Source organism: Persicobacter psychrovividus (assembly GCF_036492425.1).
GTDB lineage: Bacteria > Bacteroidota > Bacteroidia > Cytophagales > Cyclobacteriaceae > Persicobacter > Persicobacter psychrovividus.
Genome location: NZ_AP025292.1, coordinates 3,173,299 through 3,188,770 on the forward strand (window position 1 = coordinate 3,173,299; position 15,472 = coordinate 3,188,770).

The 15,472-nt window shown below is 42.9% G+C and carries 15 protein-coding genes; 9 read left to right on the forward strand and 6 right to left on the reverse strand.

Going from position 1 to position 15,472, the window contains the following annotated elements; all coding sequences use genetic code 11:
* The first annotated feature begins 253 nt into the window (after positions 1-253).
* The 3 genes from AABK40_RS13685 to AABK40_RS13695 all read left to right on the forward strand — a co-directional run bounded on the left by AABK40_RS13685 (position 254) and on the right by AABK40_RS13695 (position 3,506).
* Positions 254-667, forward strand: a complete 414-nt coding sequence (locus tag AABK40_RS13685; RefSeq protein ID WP_332919438.1) for a Fur family transcriptional regulator — start codon at positions 254-256, stop codon at positions 665-667.
* 48 nt (positions 668-715) lie between these two features.
* Entirely contained in the window at positions 716-2,848 is a 2,133-nt protein-coding gene (recQ, locus tag AABK40_RS13690; protein ID WP_338397307.1) for a DNA helicase RecQ, read from the forward strand.
* Positions 2,849-2,972: 124 nt separating this feature from the next.
* Positions 2,973-3,506, forward strand: coding sequence for an RNA methyltransferase (locus tag AABK40_RS13695; protein WP_338397308.1), 534 nt, complete (start codon positions 2,973-2,975; stop codon positions 3,504-3,506).
* Positions 3,507-4,039: 533 nt separating this feature from the next.
* Here the strand turns inward: AABK40_RS13695 and AABK40_RS13700 are convergent.
* The 6 genes from AABK40_RS13700 to AABK40_RS13725 all read right to left on the reverse strand — a co-directional run bounded on the left by AABK40_RS13700 (position 4,040) and on the right by AABK40_RS13725 (position 9,838).
* Positions 4,040-5,395, reverse strand: a complete 1,356-nt coding sequence (locus AABK40_RS13700; protein WP_338397309.1) for a porin — start codon at positions 5,393-5,395, stop codon at positions 4,040-4,042.
* A 388-nt stretch (positions 5,396-5,783) separates the two neighbouring features.
* Positions 5,784-6,959 (reverse strand): TlpA family protein disulfide reductase, encoded by a 1,176-nt coding sequence (locus tag AABK40_RS13705; RefSeq protein WP_338397310.1) that lies wholly within the window; start codon positions 6,957-6,959, stop codon positions 5,784-5,786.
* A 252-nt stretch (positions 6,960-7,211) separates the two neighbouring features.
* The gene (locus AABK40_RS13710; RefSeq protein WP_338397311.1) at positions 7,212-8,381 is read right to left on the reverse strand and encodes a TlpA family protein disulfide reductase; all 1,170 of its coding nucleotides are present in this window, start codon (positions 8,379-8,381) and stop codon (positions 7,212-7,214) included.
* Between the two features lie 223 nt (positions 8,382-8,604).
* A complete protein-coding gene (locus tag AABK40_RS13715) occupies positions 8,605-9,054 on the reverse strand; it encodes a hypothetical protein (protein WP_338397312.1) in 450 nt (149 codons plus the stop codon).
* Positions 9,055-9,071: 17 nt separating this feature from the next.
* Positions 9,072-9,449, reverse strand: coding sequence for a RidA family protein (locus tag AABK40_RS13720; RefSeq protein WP_332919431.1), 378 nt, complete (start codon positions 9,447-9,449; stop codon positions 9,072-9,074).
* A 29-nt stretch (positions 9,450-9,478) separates the two neighbouring features.
* Positions 9,479-9,838 carry a hypothetical protein gene (locus tag AABK40_RS13725; RefSeq protein WP_332919430.1) on the reverse strand — a complete coding sequence of 120 codons (360 nt, stop codon included), beginning with the start codon at positions 9,836-9,838 and terminating at the stop codon, positions 9,479-9,481.
* 118 nt (positions 9,839-9,956) lie between these two features.
* Between AABK40_RS13725 and AABK40_RS13730 the strand changes: the two genes are divergently transcribed.
* The 6 genes from AABK40_RS13730 (at position 9,957) to porD (ending at position 15,449) form a co-directional block, all read left to right on the forward strand.
* A complete protein-coding gene (locus tag AABK40_RS13730) occupies positions 9,957-10,778 on the forward strand; it encodes a mechanosensitive ion channel family protein (protein WP_332919429.1) in 822 nt (273 codons plus the stop codon).
* 316 nt (positions 10,779-11,094) lie between these two features.
* Positions 11,095-11,784 (forward strand): T9SS type A sorting domain-containing protein, encoded by a 690-nt coding sequence (locus tag AABK40_RS13735; RefSeq protein WP_332919428.1) that lies wholly within the window; start codon positions 11,095-11,097, stop codon positions 11,782-11,784.
* Between the two features lie 117 nt (positions 11,785-11,901).
* Complete coding sequence (locus AABK40_RS13740; protein ID WP_332919427.1) at positions 11,902-12,723, forward strand: outer membrane protein assembly factor BamD; 822 nt, start codon at positions 11,902-11,904, stop codon at positions 12,721-12,723.
* Positions 12,724-12,770: 47 nt separating this feature from the next.
* Positions 12,771-13,034, forward strand: coding sequence for a DNA-directed RNA polymerase subunit omega (locus tag AABK40_RS13745; RefSeq protein WP_332919426.1), 264 nt, complete (start codon positions 12,771-12,773; stop codon positions 13,032-13,034).
* A gap of 302 nt (positions 13,035-13,336) precedes the next feature.
* Positions 13,337-14,554, forward strand: a complete 1,218-nt coding sequence (coaBC, locus tag AABK40_RS13750; protein WP_338397313.1) for a bifunctional phosphopantothenoylcysteine decarboxylase/phosphopantothenate--cysteine ligase CoaBC — start codon at positions 13,337-13,339, stop codon at positions 14,552-14,554.
* Positions 14,547-15,449 (forward strand): type IX secretion system protein PorD, encoded by a 903-nt coding sequence (gene porD / locus AABK40_RS13755; protein ID WP_332919424.1) that lies wholly within the window; start codon positions 14,547-14,549, stop codon positions 15,447-15,449. Before coaBC ends, porD begins: the two co-directional genes overlap by 8 nt.
* The last annotated feature ends 23 nt before the right edge of the window (positions 15,450-15,472 follow it).

Below are 15,472 nucleotides of genomic sequence, written 5' to 3' on the forward strand. Positions count from 1 at the left end.
TTTGATGGAAGACGACCAGGTAATCATTGACTATTCTTCATTTTTCCCATGGAGTGCATGCCTGGTCTGTTACTAAAAATTCTTTCAATCCTCATTTGGGAATTTCCTGATAAGAATAAAGAAAGAAAAGCTGGTCATCAATGAAGAAGTGCCTATTAAGCAACAGCCTTTTGTATTCCTGTCCATTTGTAAAGGCCTAATATTATCGGTAAATTGCCACTGAACGACCATTTTAAGTCCTTTTTCAATCACAATGCAGGAGATCAAAGACACCCTTAAAAAACACGGGCTACGCTACACTGACTGTCGCCGGGATATGCTCAAACTGTTCAAAAGCAGCTCGGAGGCTTTGTCGCACCCGGAAATTGAGGCGATGCTCTCTGACAACTATGATCGGGTAACCCTGTATCGTACCCTCAGCACTTTCGAGGAGTCGGGGCTTATTCATCGGGTTATTGATGATGGCGGCGCGGCGCGTTATGCCACTTGTTCTGATGGCTGCGGAAAGCAACAGCACCACCACAATCATGTGCACTTTAAATGTACCTCCTGCGGAAAGGTACGATGTTTGGAAGAAACAGAAGTACCGGACATTAAGCTTGCCCCCAACTATTCCATTGAGGAAATCAGTCTGTTGGTGATGGGTAAATGCCCACAATGCCAGTAATTTGCCGGTATTATTTTCTATAGCAAAGCATTCAACAGCGATAATTCAATGACGAACCGTGTGGGAGATCCGCTAACGCAAGCGCATACCGTATTAAAAAATTATTTTGGTTACGAAAGCTTCCGCCCTTTACAGCAGGAGGTCATCACAAATGTGCTCAAGCAACAGGACAGCATGGTACTGATGCCCACTGGTGGCGGAAAATCGATGTGCTTTCAGGTTCCTGCGATTGTAATGGAAGGCACCTGTATTGTCATCTCTCCATTGATCGCCCTGATGGAAGATCAGGTGGAAGGGCTTAAACGTAACGGGGTGGCAGCAGCCTGTTTGCATCGTGGGGTTGGTTTTCAGGAGCAAAAAATCATTGAAGATCAGGCGCGTTCGGGGCAATTGCACTTGCTTTACGTTTCCCCTGAGAAGTTACTTTCCCAGCAGTTTTTTGATTTCCTGAAGCATGTAAAAATCAATCTGTTTGCAATCGATGAAGCACACTGTATTTCTTTTTGGGGGCATGATTTCCGACCAGAATACAGCAAGTTGTATGTACTCAAACACGTCTTCCCTGAGGTGCCTATTATTGCCCTTACCGCTACGGCCGACAAGCTCACCCGTCGGGATATTCTTCACCAGTTACGCATAAAGGAGGCCAAAACCTTCATTTCTTCCTTCGATCGCCCCAATATTTTTCTTCAGGTGGTGCCTGCTGAAAACAGAAAAAAGCAGCTGCTTTCCTTTCTTTCAAAGCGCCCGAATCAGGCGGGGATTATCTACTGCCTCAGTCGAAAATCAACAGAAGACCTGGCTTACAAGCTACGTAAAGAGGGAATTATTGCGCGCCCGTACCATGCTGAAATTCCGCATGCCGAGCGACAAAAAACACAGGCCGATTTCCTCCGCGATAAAATTCAGGTGGTGGTGGCTACCATTGCGTTTGGGATGGGCATCGATAAATCCAATGTACGGTGGGTGGTACATTACAACCTCCCGAAGAATATTGAAAGCTATTATCAAGAGATTGGTCGTGGCGGAAGAGATGGCCTGAATGCACACGCATTGCTCTTTTATACTTATGCCGATGTAATCCGGCAGCAGCAAATGTTACTTAACCTGCCTGAAGACCGACGACAGTTGCAGGAAGCGAAGCTCGACCGTTTGAAACATTTTACTGAAGCGCATATTTGCCGCAGGAAAGTACTGCTGAATTATTTTGGTGAAGAGCTGCAGCAGAATTGTGGGCAGTGCGACGTTTGTAAAACGCCTCCAAAAACGGTGGATGGTACTGTTACGGCACAGAAGATCCTCTCGGCAGTGTATCGTTGTCAGCAAATGGCATCGGCACAGGATATCGTCGATATTCTGCGGGGGAACAATAATACTACCATTCAGCAGCAAGGGTGGCATCAGCTTAAAACTTTTGGAATAGGGCAGGAAATCCCTTTTGCGCACTGGCACAGCTATGTTCACCAGTTAATGAATATGGGTTACCTTGATATTGCCTATGAGGCTAATTTTCAGCTTCGGCTGACCCCAAAAAGTGAGCAGGTGCTTTTTCAGCAGGAAAAAGTAGCCCTCCAGCACCGTGTGGCTCAAAAAGTTCAGGAAAGCAGCCCGAAACCCGCCACCAATGCAGTGGTCAATCAGCAGTTGTTCGATGCCCTTCGCCTGCTGCGTAAGCAGATTGCCACACAAAACGATTTGCCTCCATATTTGGTATTTTCTGACAAGACTTTACTGGATATGGCAAAAGAGATGCCTCAGGATGAAGATCAGCTTTTGCAGATCAGTGGAGTGGGAGAGCGTAAACTCGCACAATATGGGCAGGCATTTCTGAAGCAGATTCACTCGTTCGGGCAGGGTGGCAAATCCAAGACGACCAACACTAAAATCCTCACCTGGGAGTCTTTCCAGAAAGGCTTGCAGCCTGAAGAGATTGCGCTGGCGCGTGGGCTGAATGTGGTAACGATCTACTCTCACCTCGCAGACCTTTACGCGATTGGTTATGACATTCCCCTGGAAAAATATGTAGGTGACCAGGAGCTGGAGATGGCCAAAAAAGCATTTCAGGAGCGGTCTTTTGGGGCTTCTATCCGTGAAATTTTTGACCACCTTAATGGGGCACTCGATTTCCACAAAATTCGACTGGCCAAAGCCATTCTGCAAAAACAGCCCGTGGTTTCCTGATCATTTTCAGAAAGGGGATACTGCCGCACTACTTGTGCCTTGGTCTCCTTTTTGCAGATCAACAACAAAGCCATTAGCTTTGTGCCTTTAAATCAGATAACAAGACTAAGAAAATATATCAAGCATGAAAAAGCTTTCTATGGAAGAGTTGGGGCGCCCAACTGTTGAGGAATTCAAATCGGCAGAAAAAAGCCCGATCGTAATTGTTCTGGATAATGTCCGAAGCCTGAACAACGTAGGCTCTGCCTTTCGTACTTCTGATGCTTTCGCCATTGAAAAGCTCTACCTCTGTGGTATTACGGGGCAACCTCCACACCGCGACATCAATAAAACAGCACTCGGAGCGACGGAGTCTGTCGCCTGGGCACACGTGCCAGAAACCCTGCCGCTGGTTAAACAATTACAGGCTGATGGCTACACAGTATTGGCGGTTGAGCAAGTTGATGAAAGCATCAAATTGCAGAACTTCGAAGCCGAAGAAGGAAAGAAATATGCTTTGGTTTACGGTAACGAGGTCTTTGGTGTGGACGAGGAAGTGGTGGAAGCTGTGGACGGCGTTTTGGAAATCCCTCAGTTTGGCACCAAACACTCACTGAATATTTCGGTAAGTATGGGCATCACGATTTGGGATGTATTCAAAAAAGTGATGTTGAAATAAATTTGCACAGACGTTATGCTTAATGTCTTCCAAGCTATCGGGGGCCGTTGCATAACCGTAAATTAATTTTGCCCCACAAAATTTTATTTGGTCACTGTAGGGGGCTGACCTGTGTGTCTGCCCGAATCATCATAAATTTTGGTGGGTTGGATACACACATAGGTGCATCCGCAATGTCATTAAGTTAAGGATTTTGGGCTGACTCAGGTGTAAATTTGAAATGCATGTAAAGGCATAATTCATTATGTCTCACGTAACCATTTGAATTAATCCAAGAGAAATCAGCGTTGTGTTAGACGTTAAAAATAACGTCTCTACGGGGTAAGGTGCTTAACTTAATGACATTAGGTGCATCCGTACAGCTCCAAATTATCGCGAGACTCTGTCTCGTGATAGTAGGTCATAAAAACGATCATGAGACAGAGTCTCGCGCTCGCTCTTATGGTTCATTCTTGAATTATACAAACATAAAATAAAACGGCGACCTTCTTGCTTGAAGGCCGCCGTTTTTGGTTGATGTAAGGTTTGATTTCTTAGAAGTTGATCTGTGCCTGAAGGCGAATCAACTGTCCTTTTTGGTGGTTGTTTCTGTTCTCTGAATCCAAATAAGTACGATCAGCGAAAGCATACAAGGCTACCAATTCGAAAGCTGGATTTGGCTGCCACTCGAAGCCAAATTCCAATTCTTGCATATCGTAAGCACGCGCATCGGTTTCGAATTTCTTACCCCCTTTGTATTGTGTGTAGCGGGCGAATGGCAAAATCAATTGTTTACCTGCCTCTACACGGTAAGACATCTGTGCGTAACCACCGTGCAATGTTTTTTCTTTGATCGTGTTGGTTGCAGGATCATACTCAGGACCTACCCCCACGTTATATTCTGTTTGAAAACCGAAAGGCATCGCATACCAGATAAATGATGCTGCCACACGGCTATCGTCCCACTCAACACCATTGGCTGAGATCATTTCTTTGTTACCGTTCTCACCAGTCACCTCGGCCATGACACCCTCAGTAACTTTTGTAGTCACATATTTACCGCTATATCCTTGCAAACCTACCTCGAAAAGCTGTCCGTTTTTCAATTCAAATGGATAAGTCGCACGGGCAACGATGTGTTTGTTTGAGTTCTGATCCGCATTGTTGGCCGTCTGTCCCTGGAAAGCACCCAAAGCCAACATACCATAGTTACCAGAACCTTTCAATTGCTGATTTTTCAATTTGCTGAAACGCTTCTGAACGACTGCCGGTGTATAGTAGAATACTGCCATCAAATCACGCTCGTTTTTCAATGCCGAGTTGATCGCATCATTACGATCCAATGAAAGACGGTTCTGAGAAGACTGCATATTTTCGAAACCATAAGGCACTTTTGACTGCCCCAAACGCAATCTGAAACGACGGTCTTTAGTGAACATCAAATCGAAGTAAGCATCTTTCAAATTGGCAGTGTTGCTGTCTCCACCCGCAAAATCCGGCTGAATATAGAAGTAAACACGCTCATGGATATAACCCGAAAACTTGATACGGATACGACGGAATGACATTCCTTTCATCCCTCCATAAGTACCATCACACTGCTCACACTCCATATCAGGGTTGGTCTTGTAAAGATCATTGTAACGCATCTGCGCATAACCTGATACCTTAATTTTATTCGTCCAGCTTGCTGCCTGGCTGGTATTGATCAATGATTGTAAGCCTGTTGCTGACTCCGCCTCCTCTTCTTCGTGATCCCATGGAGCATCGAAGTAAAACGTTTTGTCTTTATGTCCCAAAACTATCTGAGTTCCTTTCTCCTCTGACTTCTTTTCTTTGTCAAGTCCTTCTGCCAAACCTAAGGATGCGAAGTATGAGAATATAAAGCAAAATGCGAATAACCTTTTCATCGTAATTATTGAGTCGTTTCTATTTCTTTGTGATGCAAAGTAAACGACCAAAAAAGAATTTAAGGTGTCTTTAATTTTACCCTAAAATCAATTAAACGACCAGCTTCTTAATCTTTAGGTAACAATACTCCAAAAAGAGACAATATATAGATAAACAAAAAATCAAAACCCACTAACAAACAATCAGTTGCCGAGGTAAAACTATGTTAACATATCTTGTTTTACCTCAATGTTTCTAAGAAAAATAATCGCAAAAAAAACCGTTTTAAAGCATGGCTACATTAAAAATTAACTGACATGAATATTTATTCATTATAAAACACAAAAAAACCTCCACCATAACGGCAGAGGTTTCATGCTTACTTCTTAAAATAAGATATTATCAGGCTTATTTCGCAGCCAAAACTTCTTTTACTTTTGCTTCCAACTCTTCACCGCGCAATCCACGAGCAACGATTTTTCCCTCACGGTCCACTAAAACCGTTTCAGGGATAAAGTTCACATTGTACAGCTGAGCAGCTTCGTTTCGCCATCCTTTCAAATCAGAAACTTGATGCCAAGTCAAGCCATCTTTAGCAATTGCTTTCTCCCAGCTTTCTTGCTTACTATCTAAAGAAACCCCAACAACTTCAAAGCCTTTTTGGTGTAACTCCTTGTACATCTTAATAACATGTGGGTTCTCCTGACGACATGGACCACACCATGAAGCCCAAAAATCTATCAAAAATACTTTACTCTTAAGAGATGCCGTAGAAAAATCTTTTCCTTCAGGTGTTTTCATCGTAAAGTCAACTACGGCTTGCCCCTCCGCTGTTTTAACCATACTATTGTAACGTTTCTCTAAGCGTGCATAGGAATCTGACGCTTTCGCTATTCCTGTCAATTGATCCAAACCTGCTCTCAACTCATCAGTACTTATAGTGTATGACAGACCTGCCAATACTTCAACAGAGACCAAAGCAGAAGGGTGCTGTTTGAGGAATTCAATATCATAAGTCTTGCCTTCATTGTTAACCGCCTCAAAATTCTTGTCGTTTTCATCCAATTTAGCCTGCTGTTCAGCAGTCGGCTTACCATTTTTTATTTCGGATTGAATCAAACGATACTCATCCCTCAACTCCATAGACCGACTGATAAACTCTTTGGTGCCCTTTTCATAAACCACACTCATAGATTGTTCAGAACCCTCAGAACCTTCAACGATGGTCTTTGCAAAATCAGCCATATTAAAGGTGCCTGTCAATTTATCTCCCTTTCTATAGTAAACTACCACATAAGGTTTATCTGATCCAAAATTCCCATCAGTTGGTGCCTGCACATAGTACATGCCATCTTTAGGAGTCGCATTCAAGCTGAAAGTTCCATCTTTCGCAACTGCAGTTGCTGCGATACGCTCATAGGATGAATCTTCTTTTCTGTTCAAAAGGTAAACTGAATCCACTGATGTCGCTTCTTCTCCAGTCAATTTTCCTTGAAGCAATGCTTGTTCGTTTGCGCCACTATCACATGCAGCAGCTATAATACTTAGCCCAATTACGAAAGCCCATTTTTTAATTCCCATCATTCGTTAGTTAGTGATTAATATTTTTGAGTTGGAAGGATATAAATACCATGTAGTCTTGAATGTTAATATACAATTAAATTATTGTGTGATAAGTTCTATTTAAATAAAACATCAAATTCGAAACGAAAATTTGGAGTACTGCAGAAGTGATTAAAGATTATGTGTAAGTTCATTGCCTAAACGCACAAAAAAAACCTCCACCATAACGGCAGAGGTTTCATGCTTACTTCTTAAAATAAGATATTATCAGGCTTATTTCGCAGCCATCAATTCTTTCACTTTCGCTTCGAGTTCTTCACCACGAAGGTTACGTGCGACAATTTTACCACTCGCATCCACCAATACAGTTGCAGGGATAGAGTTGATGCCGTATTTCTGTGCTACCTCATTTTTCCAGCCTTTAAGGTCAGAAACATGGTGCCAAGTCAGTTTATCCTTAGTAATGGCTTTCTCCCAGTTTTCTTTTTTGTTATCCAAAGAAACACCGACAATCTCAAAGCCTTGCTTATGGTATTCATTGTACATCTTCACAACATTTGGATTCTCCTTGCGGCAAGGTCCACACCATGACGCCCAGAAGTCGATCATAAATACCTTACCCTGAAGTGCCTCCGTAGAGAATTCTTTGCCTTCAGGAGTCTGCATTGTAAAATTCAGTACAGGCTGTCCTTCTGCAGTTGCGTTAAGGGTATTGTAGCGTTCAGTCATTCGCTGATAAACTTCTGTTTCAGTCGCCGCACCCTGTAAAAGGTCCAAACCACTTTTCAATTGTTCTGTTTTCAGTCCAGGGGCTTGTTGCGCCAAAAGATCAGCAGACACAATAGAAGTGTTGTGCTCTTTAATGAAGCTCATGGTATAATCCGAATACTGCTTATTTAAAGCTTCATAATCGGTTTCAATTTTCTTCAGCTGTGCCTCTTGTTCTGCTGTCAGTTTACCATCTTTGGCCTCAGAGCTAATACGGCGGTATTCCTCACCCATTGCACGCATTTTCGTCTGAAATTCCTCTTCACCATTTTGGAATGCGCTGTAAACCGCCTGCTCAGAACCTTCATTACCGGTAATTTTTGCATCAGCAAAAGCATCCAGGTTAATGTCGGCAGTTACCACGTCACCTTTTTTATAGAACATCATCACTGTTGGCTTGCGTGTTCCAAAAGTACCGTCTGTTGGGGCCTGAATGTAATAGGAGCCGTTGGCAAGGTTGGCTTCCTTAATGGCAAAAGCACCATCTTTCACTGCACTTGCCGCTTCGCGGATATAAGAAGATTCCCCACGCTTAAGAAGATAAACAGAATCAACATTTTCTACCTTTTCCCCAGTCAATTTACCCTGAAGTACTGTTGTGGCGTTATCAGCATTGTTACAGGCGAATGCCATCATGCCAAGCCCTAAGAAAGGGGCCCATTTTTTAATTCCCATTTTGTTCGTTAGTTATCTGTAAATATTAATTGCTGCCCAATAAAATTGATGACGAAGTTGTGTGCTTCAGCCCATAGATTGTCCTCCTTAATATGGGACATTCTGCCTAAAATAATAGCACCGCTCATCAATTCTAAAACTATTCTAATCCCGAAAAACGGGTAGAGGTATAAATTTAACAATAATTGATGTTAATCCCTTGTTGATTATAAAATTACCCTGATCAATACGCCCATACTTGGTGCAATTTTGCCCGTGAGGTTCGGGTGTTGCGGTTAAAATTCTCTACACATACCCAGTAATTGACCATGATGGCAAGCACAGGCAGCGCAGCGATCCAGCCTTTATGCAGAAAAAGTAAAAAAGCAGTGCAGCACAAGCCGAAAACCATCCAGAACCACATAAAACCAACAGTGGTAGGAAACAACCTGTATTTCACAAAGACAATACAGCCCATAGAGGTGGGGACGATCTCCCCAATTACCAGCGGACGGAAATTATCCATCAACGGGCCGCTTTCGGAAATGCGAAAACCATGATCAGAAAGTACTCCGTTAAATTCCTGTTTTTCCTGCTGTCGGTCTTGCCTCACTTTAGTGTAAAGCATAGCCGCAGCTATAGAAGCCGAAAAAGGCAGCACGATGGTTTCTTTATAGACAGGAAAGACAGGCATAAATTGAGGAGGTGGTTTTATATGACAGCAATACAGGAAATTTCGACATCGACACTTTTGGGCAGCTCAGCGACCTCCACGGTTTCACGGGCAGGGGCCATCAGGTCGAAATAGGTGCCATAAACATCGTTCACTTTAGCAAAGTCTGCCATATTCTTTACAAAGATGCTGCACTTGACCACATGCTCAAAGTTCATCCCAGCAGCAGCCAAAATCGCTTTCAGGTTTTTCATTACCTGATGCGTTTGCGCTTCAATAGAAGTGCTGATAACCTCCCCGTTTTCGGGGTTTATAGGAATTTGCCCCGAAACATACAGGGTGTTACCCGCCAAAATGGCCTGATTATAAGGCCCAATAGGAGCGGGGGCAGCTTTAGTTTCAATTACTTTTTTCATGACTAAAAAAAATCTATGCTTAATCCTGTTTAAATATTACCTTTAGGCTGTTCAAAGAAAAGGTATTCTGTCGAGTAATCACTGATTTCAAAATACACTTTCTCCTCTCCCTTATCAACCTTACCGTTCATATTCAGATCCAGGTAACCGTAACCAAAGCGGTACGGCCGATGGGTGTCGCTACTTTTGGTACCTGTTGCTGTTGACAGTTTATCGATTTTAATAAACCTGCGCACCAGTTTCCCTCCAGAGTAAACCTCCAAGACCCCATTGGTGCCTGTCCAATTCTGAATAGACCGCCCGATGCGATTCTGTGTTTCTTGCGTACAAGAGGCCATCATGGCCATTAAGCCGAGGGCTATAAAGAGTTGATAACACTTATTTCTCATAATCTATCTAAAATTAACTTTAAAAATAATGGACTTTCGTTAAGATAACACAACGAAATATACCAAAAATTCATTTACAAAATTTTATCATTAAATCATTACTTTAAATTTCACCTTTATGGAAAACTTAGCCTCTTATCAAGATCATATCATTGACTTTATCCTCACTTATGGCCCCAAACTGATCGGAGCCCTATTTATTTTAATCATCGGCCTGTGGCTGACCAGCTATCTTACCCACTTCTTCCAAAAGATGATGGACAAGAAAAAGTTTGATGAAAACCTTCAGCCTTTTCTTTCTTCCTTGTTCAATGCCATCTTAAAAGTACTCGTTGTGCTCTCTGCACTGGGAACACTGGGAATAGAAATGACCTCCTTTGTCGCCATTTTAGGGGCCGCAGGTTTAGCCATTGGCATGGCCCTCAGTGGCACCTTGCAAAATTTTGCTGGCGGTGTGATGCTGCTCATCTTCAAGCCTTTTAAAATTGGAGATTTCATTGAAGCACAAGGACATTCAGGAACTGTGAAAGCCATTCAGATCTTTGTAACCATCCTCAAAACCCCCGACAACAAAACCATTTTTGTACCCAATGGTCCGCTTTCAAACAATTCGCTGATCAATTACAGCACAGAATCAACACGACGACTCGACTGGACTTTCGGGATTGGCTACGGCGACGACCTGGCAAAAGCGATGGACTTACTCAAAGAAGTGCTCGCCGAAGAATCTCGCCTGTTACCTGCTCCTGAGCATTTTATTGCGCTAAGTGAAATGGGGGACAGCTCCGTGAATATTGTGGTACGCGCCTGGGTAAAAAGTGAAAATTACTGGCCAGTGCACTTCGATATCAACAAAAAAGTTTACGATACTTTCAACGCCAAAGGTATCTCTATCCCTTTCCCACAAATGGATGTGCACTTACACCAAAGTAAGGCATAATCAATTGCCCAAAAATATTTAGAAAAGGGCGGTTACTCCATGGGCATTGCTGTATCAGGCAATCAGCCTTTATGCCATTGCTTTTTTCTCGGAAAATAAGCCGTGAATAAATGGTATTTGTGGTCCTGGTATTAAGAATCGCACCATGTAACAGCCCTTTTTTTTGACCCTGACATTAAGAAATTCAAAAAATAGCAGGAGGATCATTCCGATATGGGACAAGAATAAAGAAAATAATGATCAGGTTTTCAACAATATAGCACAAACATCGGTATATTAAATATGAGATGACCGCTTACTCCTTGATGACTACCGCATGAAAAATATTTTACTTTTTATCTTCTTCTTTTCACTTAAATTTCTGGGACATGCACAGGGTATTATTCTTGAGATGGATGAATACAGTTTCACCGCATCTGAAGACACCCCCTTCGAAATTCCAGTAACTTTATACAACGATTTTGATTACCCCACCAAAGTATTGGTCGAGTGGCAATCAGAGATGATTGAAATGCAAGACCGTTCCGTGATCTTACACGGTGACCATGCCATTGAAACAGGAAAAATTTCCCTCGAACTTAAAGCACATGAGAAAGTCAGCGACCTGCTCATGCGCATTACCTGCAAAGGGGGGACAGAAAACAGGATTTTCACCCTGACCATTACCGATCTTTCCACCATGGAAGCCATCGAAGAAGAGATTTCCGTGGATGTCAAATCAAGTGCCCCAAACCTCATTTTTAAAGATGAGTCCCTGACTGTCGGCGGTATTTATCCCAACCCAATTGTAAATTACGCCTGGCTCACCTACGAAGTCATTACAAACACCGATGCCAAAATTGTCATCCATAATATCCTCGGCAACTTTGTCGATGAGATCAAACTCAGTCCACTGGACCGAAAAGTGAAAATTGACGCTACTAATTATAAGGAAGGCGTCTATTTTTATAGCCTGATCATCGAAGGGCAAAGTAAATCCACTCGAAAAATTGTAGTACAACGTTAAATTTCTTTCTTATTATAAAGGGTCTTTATACTTTTGAGTAAGGATAGTGTAGCATTTTTTAATTTTATTGCATTACCTTTTGTCTTATTTATTGATACTGAGTATATTTGCACCCTTATGCATAAAAACAAACTCAAATTGCTGATCGGAGTAATGATGATTCCTCTGCTGAGCAGTTGTGCAACAGAATATCGTAAGGCTCAAAAGAGTACTGATAACGAATACAAATATCAGGTAGCCATGGATTTGTACCAAAATGAAAAATGGTATAAGGCCAATAACCTTTTTGAGCAAATTATGCCTGCAATGCGCGGTACTGAAGAGGCCGAAGACATGCAGTTTAAATACGCTTATGGTTGTTACAACCAAAAGCAATATACCATGAGCTCACATTACTTTAAAAACTTTTATCAAACCTATTCAAGGAGTGATAAAGCAGAAGAAGCAATGTATATGTCGGCTTATTCTTTGAAAGAAGAATCGCCTCGGGAAGAACTTGACCAGTCAAGTACCCGCGAAGCGATATCAGCCCTGCAAGGCTTTTTGAACCGATACCCTGACAGTAAATACGCTCCTGAGGCCACAAAAATTATTGATGACCTTCAGGATAAACTGGCTTCAAAGTCTTATTTGATCGCCAAACAATATTATCAGCTTAGAAGATGGAAAGCCGCTATGGTTGCTTTCGAGAATTTCCGCAAGGATTACCCTGACTCTAAGTACAATGAAGAAATTGCTTACCTTCGCCTGGAGTCAAGTCATACTTTGGCCGATGTAAGTACTTATAATAAGAAGGAAGAACGTTATCAAACCACCGTCAAACTTTATGAAGGTTTTATTGATAAATATCCTGAAAGCACGTATTTGAAATCCGCTGAAAAGCTGTACTCAGATGCTTTAGTTCAATTGGAAAAAATAGCCAAGAATAAAAACTCATAATGAAAAAAGTTATCAAGTCTAGCATTGTAACCCGCGATCTAAATAAAATGATCGAGCCAACCGGCAACTTGTACAAATCAATTGCAGTGATTGGTAAACGTGCCCGTCAGTTGGCAGCTCGTCAGAAAGAAGAGTTGACTACAAAGTTGGCTGAGTTTGCTTCTACTGTTGACAATTTGGAAGAGGTAATGGAGAACCGTGAGCAGATCGAGATCTCTAAGTTCTACGAACGCCAACCAAAACCTACAGTAGTTGCTACAGAGGAATTCTTGGAAGGGAAATTGAATTTCCGTTACAGAGAAGACGACTAATTCTTCTGTCCATAACGACATACAAAAAGGCTGTTTCTTTAGCGAGAAACAGCCTTTTTTCATTTCCCGACTTCCCTAAGCCCTTAGGTTTAAACGGCTTACTTTTAACCCCGCCCAAAATGACGGTAAATTCTATTTGTTTTAGGTGAAAATTTCGGCTAAATTTGAACGCAAGGTGCCAGAATGCTGATATTTTCGCTGGCTTCAACTGCTTTTTTGAAGTAAAAAAATGTATTTTACCGAATATTACTTTTACTGAAAATGAAACTCTTGTAAGGCGCAGGCCTACTTTATATTTAATTATGGCAGAACAGATTACTGATCTTCAAGGAAAAAAAATATTGTTGGCTGTTACGGGCAGTATTGCTGCCTATAAAGCGGCGCATTTGGTTCGCTTATTTGTAAAACAAGGCGCGGAAGTGCAAGTTTTAATGACCGAAGCCGCCAAAGCATTTATCACCCCGCTCACGTTGGCAACTTTATCCAACAAGCCTGTCATGAGTGAATACGCCAACCTGAAAAATGGGGTGTGGAACAGCCACGTAGAGCTTGGCCTTTGGGCTGATGTTATGCTTGTCGCGCCTGCAACCGCCAAAACCATGTCGCAAATGGCCAATGGCTATGCCGACAACCTTATTGGAGCAACTTACCTTTCGGCAAGGTGCCCTGTATTGGTCGCTCCAGCGATGGACCTTGACATGTATCAGCACCCGAGTACCCTGAATAATATTAAAACACTCAAAAGCTATGGCAACCTGTTCATTGAAGCCGAACATGGCGAACTGGCCAGCGGGCTTTATGGGCAAGGGCGAATGGCAGAGCCTGAACATATCGTTGATGAAATCTGTCGTTTTTTTGCTCAGGACAAACCCCTCAAAGGGAAGCACTGCCTTGTAACGGCGGGCCCAACTTATGAGGCGATTGATCCCGTAAGGTTCATCGGTAACCATTCCTCAGGGAAAATGGGCTATGCGATTACCGAGGAATTACTCGCTCAGGGGGCACAGGTAACTTTGGTTACGGGGCCCACAGCACTTTCGCTCACACACCCGAACCTTAAAGTGGTCCCTGTAACATCGGCACAGCAAATGTTTGAGGCTGCGGATCAATGCTTTCCTTCAACTGACATTACCGTCCTTTCTGCGGCAGTAGCCGATTATCGACCAGCCATGGTAGCACCCGAGAAAATCAAAAAGCAAGGGGAAACCATGACCATCGAATGTGAAAAAACAACCGATATTGCGGCGAAGCTTGGGCAGCAGAAAACCAGTAAGCAATTTATTGTGGGCTTTGCGCTCGAAACAGAAAATGAAAACGCCAATGCGCAATCCAAGCTCGAACGTAAAAACTTCGACATGATTGTACTCAACTCCCTTAAAGATAAAGGCGCTGGCTTTGGTGGGGACACCAACAAGGTCACCTTCATCCATAAAAGTGGCCAGACTGCCGCACACGCCCTGAAGCCAAAAACGGAAGTGGCCCAAGATATTGTCAAACAAATCATCTCCTATAATGCCTAAAGCTTTATTAATTATTGGTTGCCTCTTGGGCTTTGCCCCAAGCCTTTTTGCCCAAGAATTAAATTGTCAAGTGGTGGTGAATGCGGAAAACATTCAAACGCAGGACAAAAGAATTTTTCAAGATATGGAACGGGCATTTACGCAGTTCATGAATAATACCCAATGGACGGAAGACCAGTTCAAGACGGAAGAAAAAATCCGATGTCGTGTAATGATCAACCTGAAATCCATGCCCTCCATTGGGCAGTTCAAAGGGACCGCCTCTATTCAGGCGGTGCGCCCTGTGTACGGGTCAAATTATGAAACCGTGGACTTCCTGTTTTATGCAGATCCCAACTGGTCTTTTGAGTACAACGAGTCGCAACCGATGGATTACTCCCCGACCAACTTTACCTCCAACATCGTTTCTCTGCTTTCCTTTTATGCCAACATCATTATCGGGACAGATTACGACACCTTCGAGGAGAAGGGCGGGCAGCAGTTTTTCGATGCTGCCAACCAGATTGTCAGCAATGCCCAGTCCAATAACTCTGTCGGTTGGAATCAGTTTGATGGGAACATCAACCGCTATAACCTGATCGACGATTACCTGAATGGTCAACTCGTGGCCTTGCGGGAAGGGAATTATATTTATCACCGACAGGCACTCGATCAGTTTGAAAAAGATCCTGTAGCCGCTCAAAAACTGATCGTTGGGGTACTTCAGGAACTGGAAAAAATTCATAACCTCCGTCCAAACTCTCTTGCGCTACGCACCTGGCTCGACACCAAAAATTCCGAGCTGGTCAATATCTTTTCTGAAGGAGACATGACCGCCCGCAAAGAGGCACACGACATTCTGATGAAAATAGACCCTTCAAGGGCTGAGGACTACAAGAAAATATTATCAAATTAATCTTGCTCTGCAAGAGAAGACAT

Coding starts and splice junctions, on each gene's coding strand:
- AABK40_RS13685 (WP_332919438.1), top strand. CDS start 254: ATGCAGGAGATCAAAGACACCCTTAAAAAACACGGGCTACGCTACACT.
- recQ (WP_338397307.1), top strand. CDS start 716: ATGACGAACCGTGTGGGAGATCCGCTAACGCAAGCGCATACCGTATTA.
- AABK40_RS13695 (WP_338397308.1), top strand. CDS start 2,973: ATGAAAAAGCTTTCTATGGAAGAGTTGGGGCGCCCAACTGTTGAGGAA.
- AABK40_RS13700 (WP_338397309.1), bottom strand. CDS start 5,395: ATGAAAAGGTTATTCGCATTTTGCTTTATATTCTCATACTTCGCATCC.
- AABK40_RS13705 (WP_338397310.1), bottom strand. CDS start 6,959: ATGATGGGAATTAAAAAATGGGCTTTCGTAATTGGGCTAAGTATTATA.
- AABK40_RS13710 (WP_338397311.1), bottom strand. CDS start 8,381: ATGGGAATTAAAAAATGGGCCCCTTTCTTAGGGCTTGGCATGATGGCA.
- AABK40_RS13715 (WP_338397312.1), bottom strand. CDS start 9,054: ATGCCTGTCTTTCCTGTCTATAAAGAAACCATCGTGCTGCCTTTTTCG.
- AABK40_RS13720 (WP_332919431.1), bottom strand. CDS start 9,449: ATGAAAAAAGTAATTGAAACTAAAGCTGCCCCCGCTCCTATTGGGCCT.
- AABK40_RS13725 (WP_332919430.1), bottom strand. CDS start 9,838: ATGAGAAATAAGTGTTATCAACTCTTTATAGCCCTCGGCTTAATGGCC.
- AABK40_RS13730 (WP_332919429.1), top strand. CDS start 9,957: ATGGAAAACTTAGCCTCTTATCAAGATCATATCATTGACTTTATCCTC.
- AABK40_RS13735 (WP_332919428.1), top strand. CDS start 11,095: ATGAAAAATATTTTACTTTTTATCTTCTTCTTTTCACTTAAATTTCTG.
- AABK40_RS13740 (WP_332919427.1), top strand. CDS start 11,902: ATGCATAAAAACAAACTCAAATTGCTGATCGGAGTAATGATGATTCCT.
- AABK40_RS13745 (WP_332919426.1), top strand. CDS start 12,771: ATGATCGAGCCAACCGGCAACTTGTACAAATCAATTGCAGTGATTGGT.
- coaBC (WP_338397313.1), top strand. CDS start 13,337: ATGGCAGAACAGATTACTGATCTTCAAGGAAAAAAAATATTGTTGGCT.
- porD (WP_332919424.1), top strand. CDS start 14,547: ATGCCTAAAGCTTTATTAATTATTGGTTGCCTCTTGGGCTTTGCCCCA.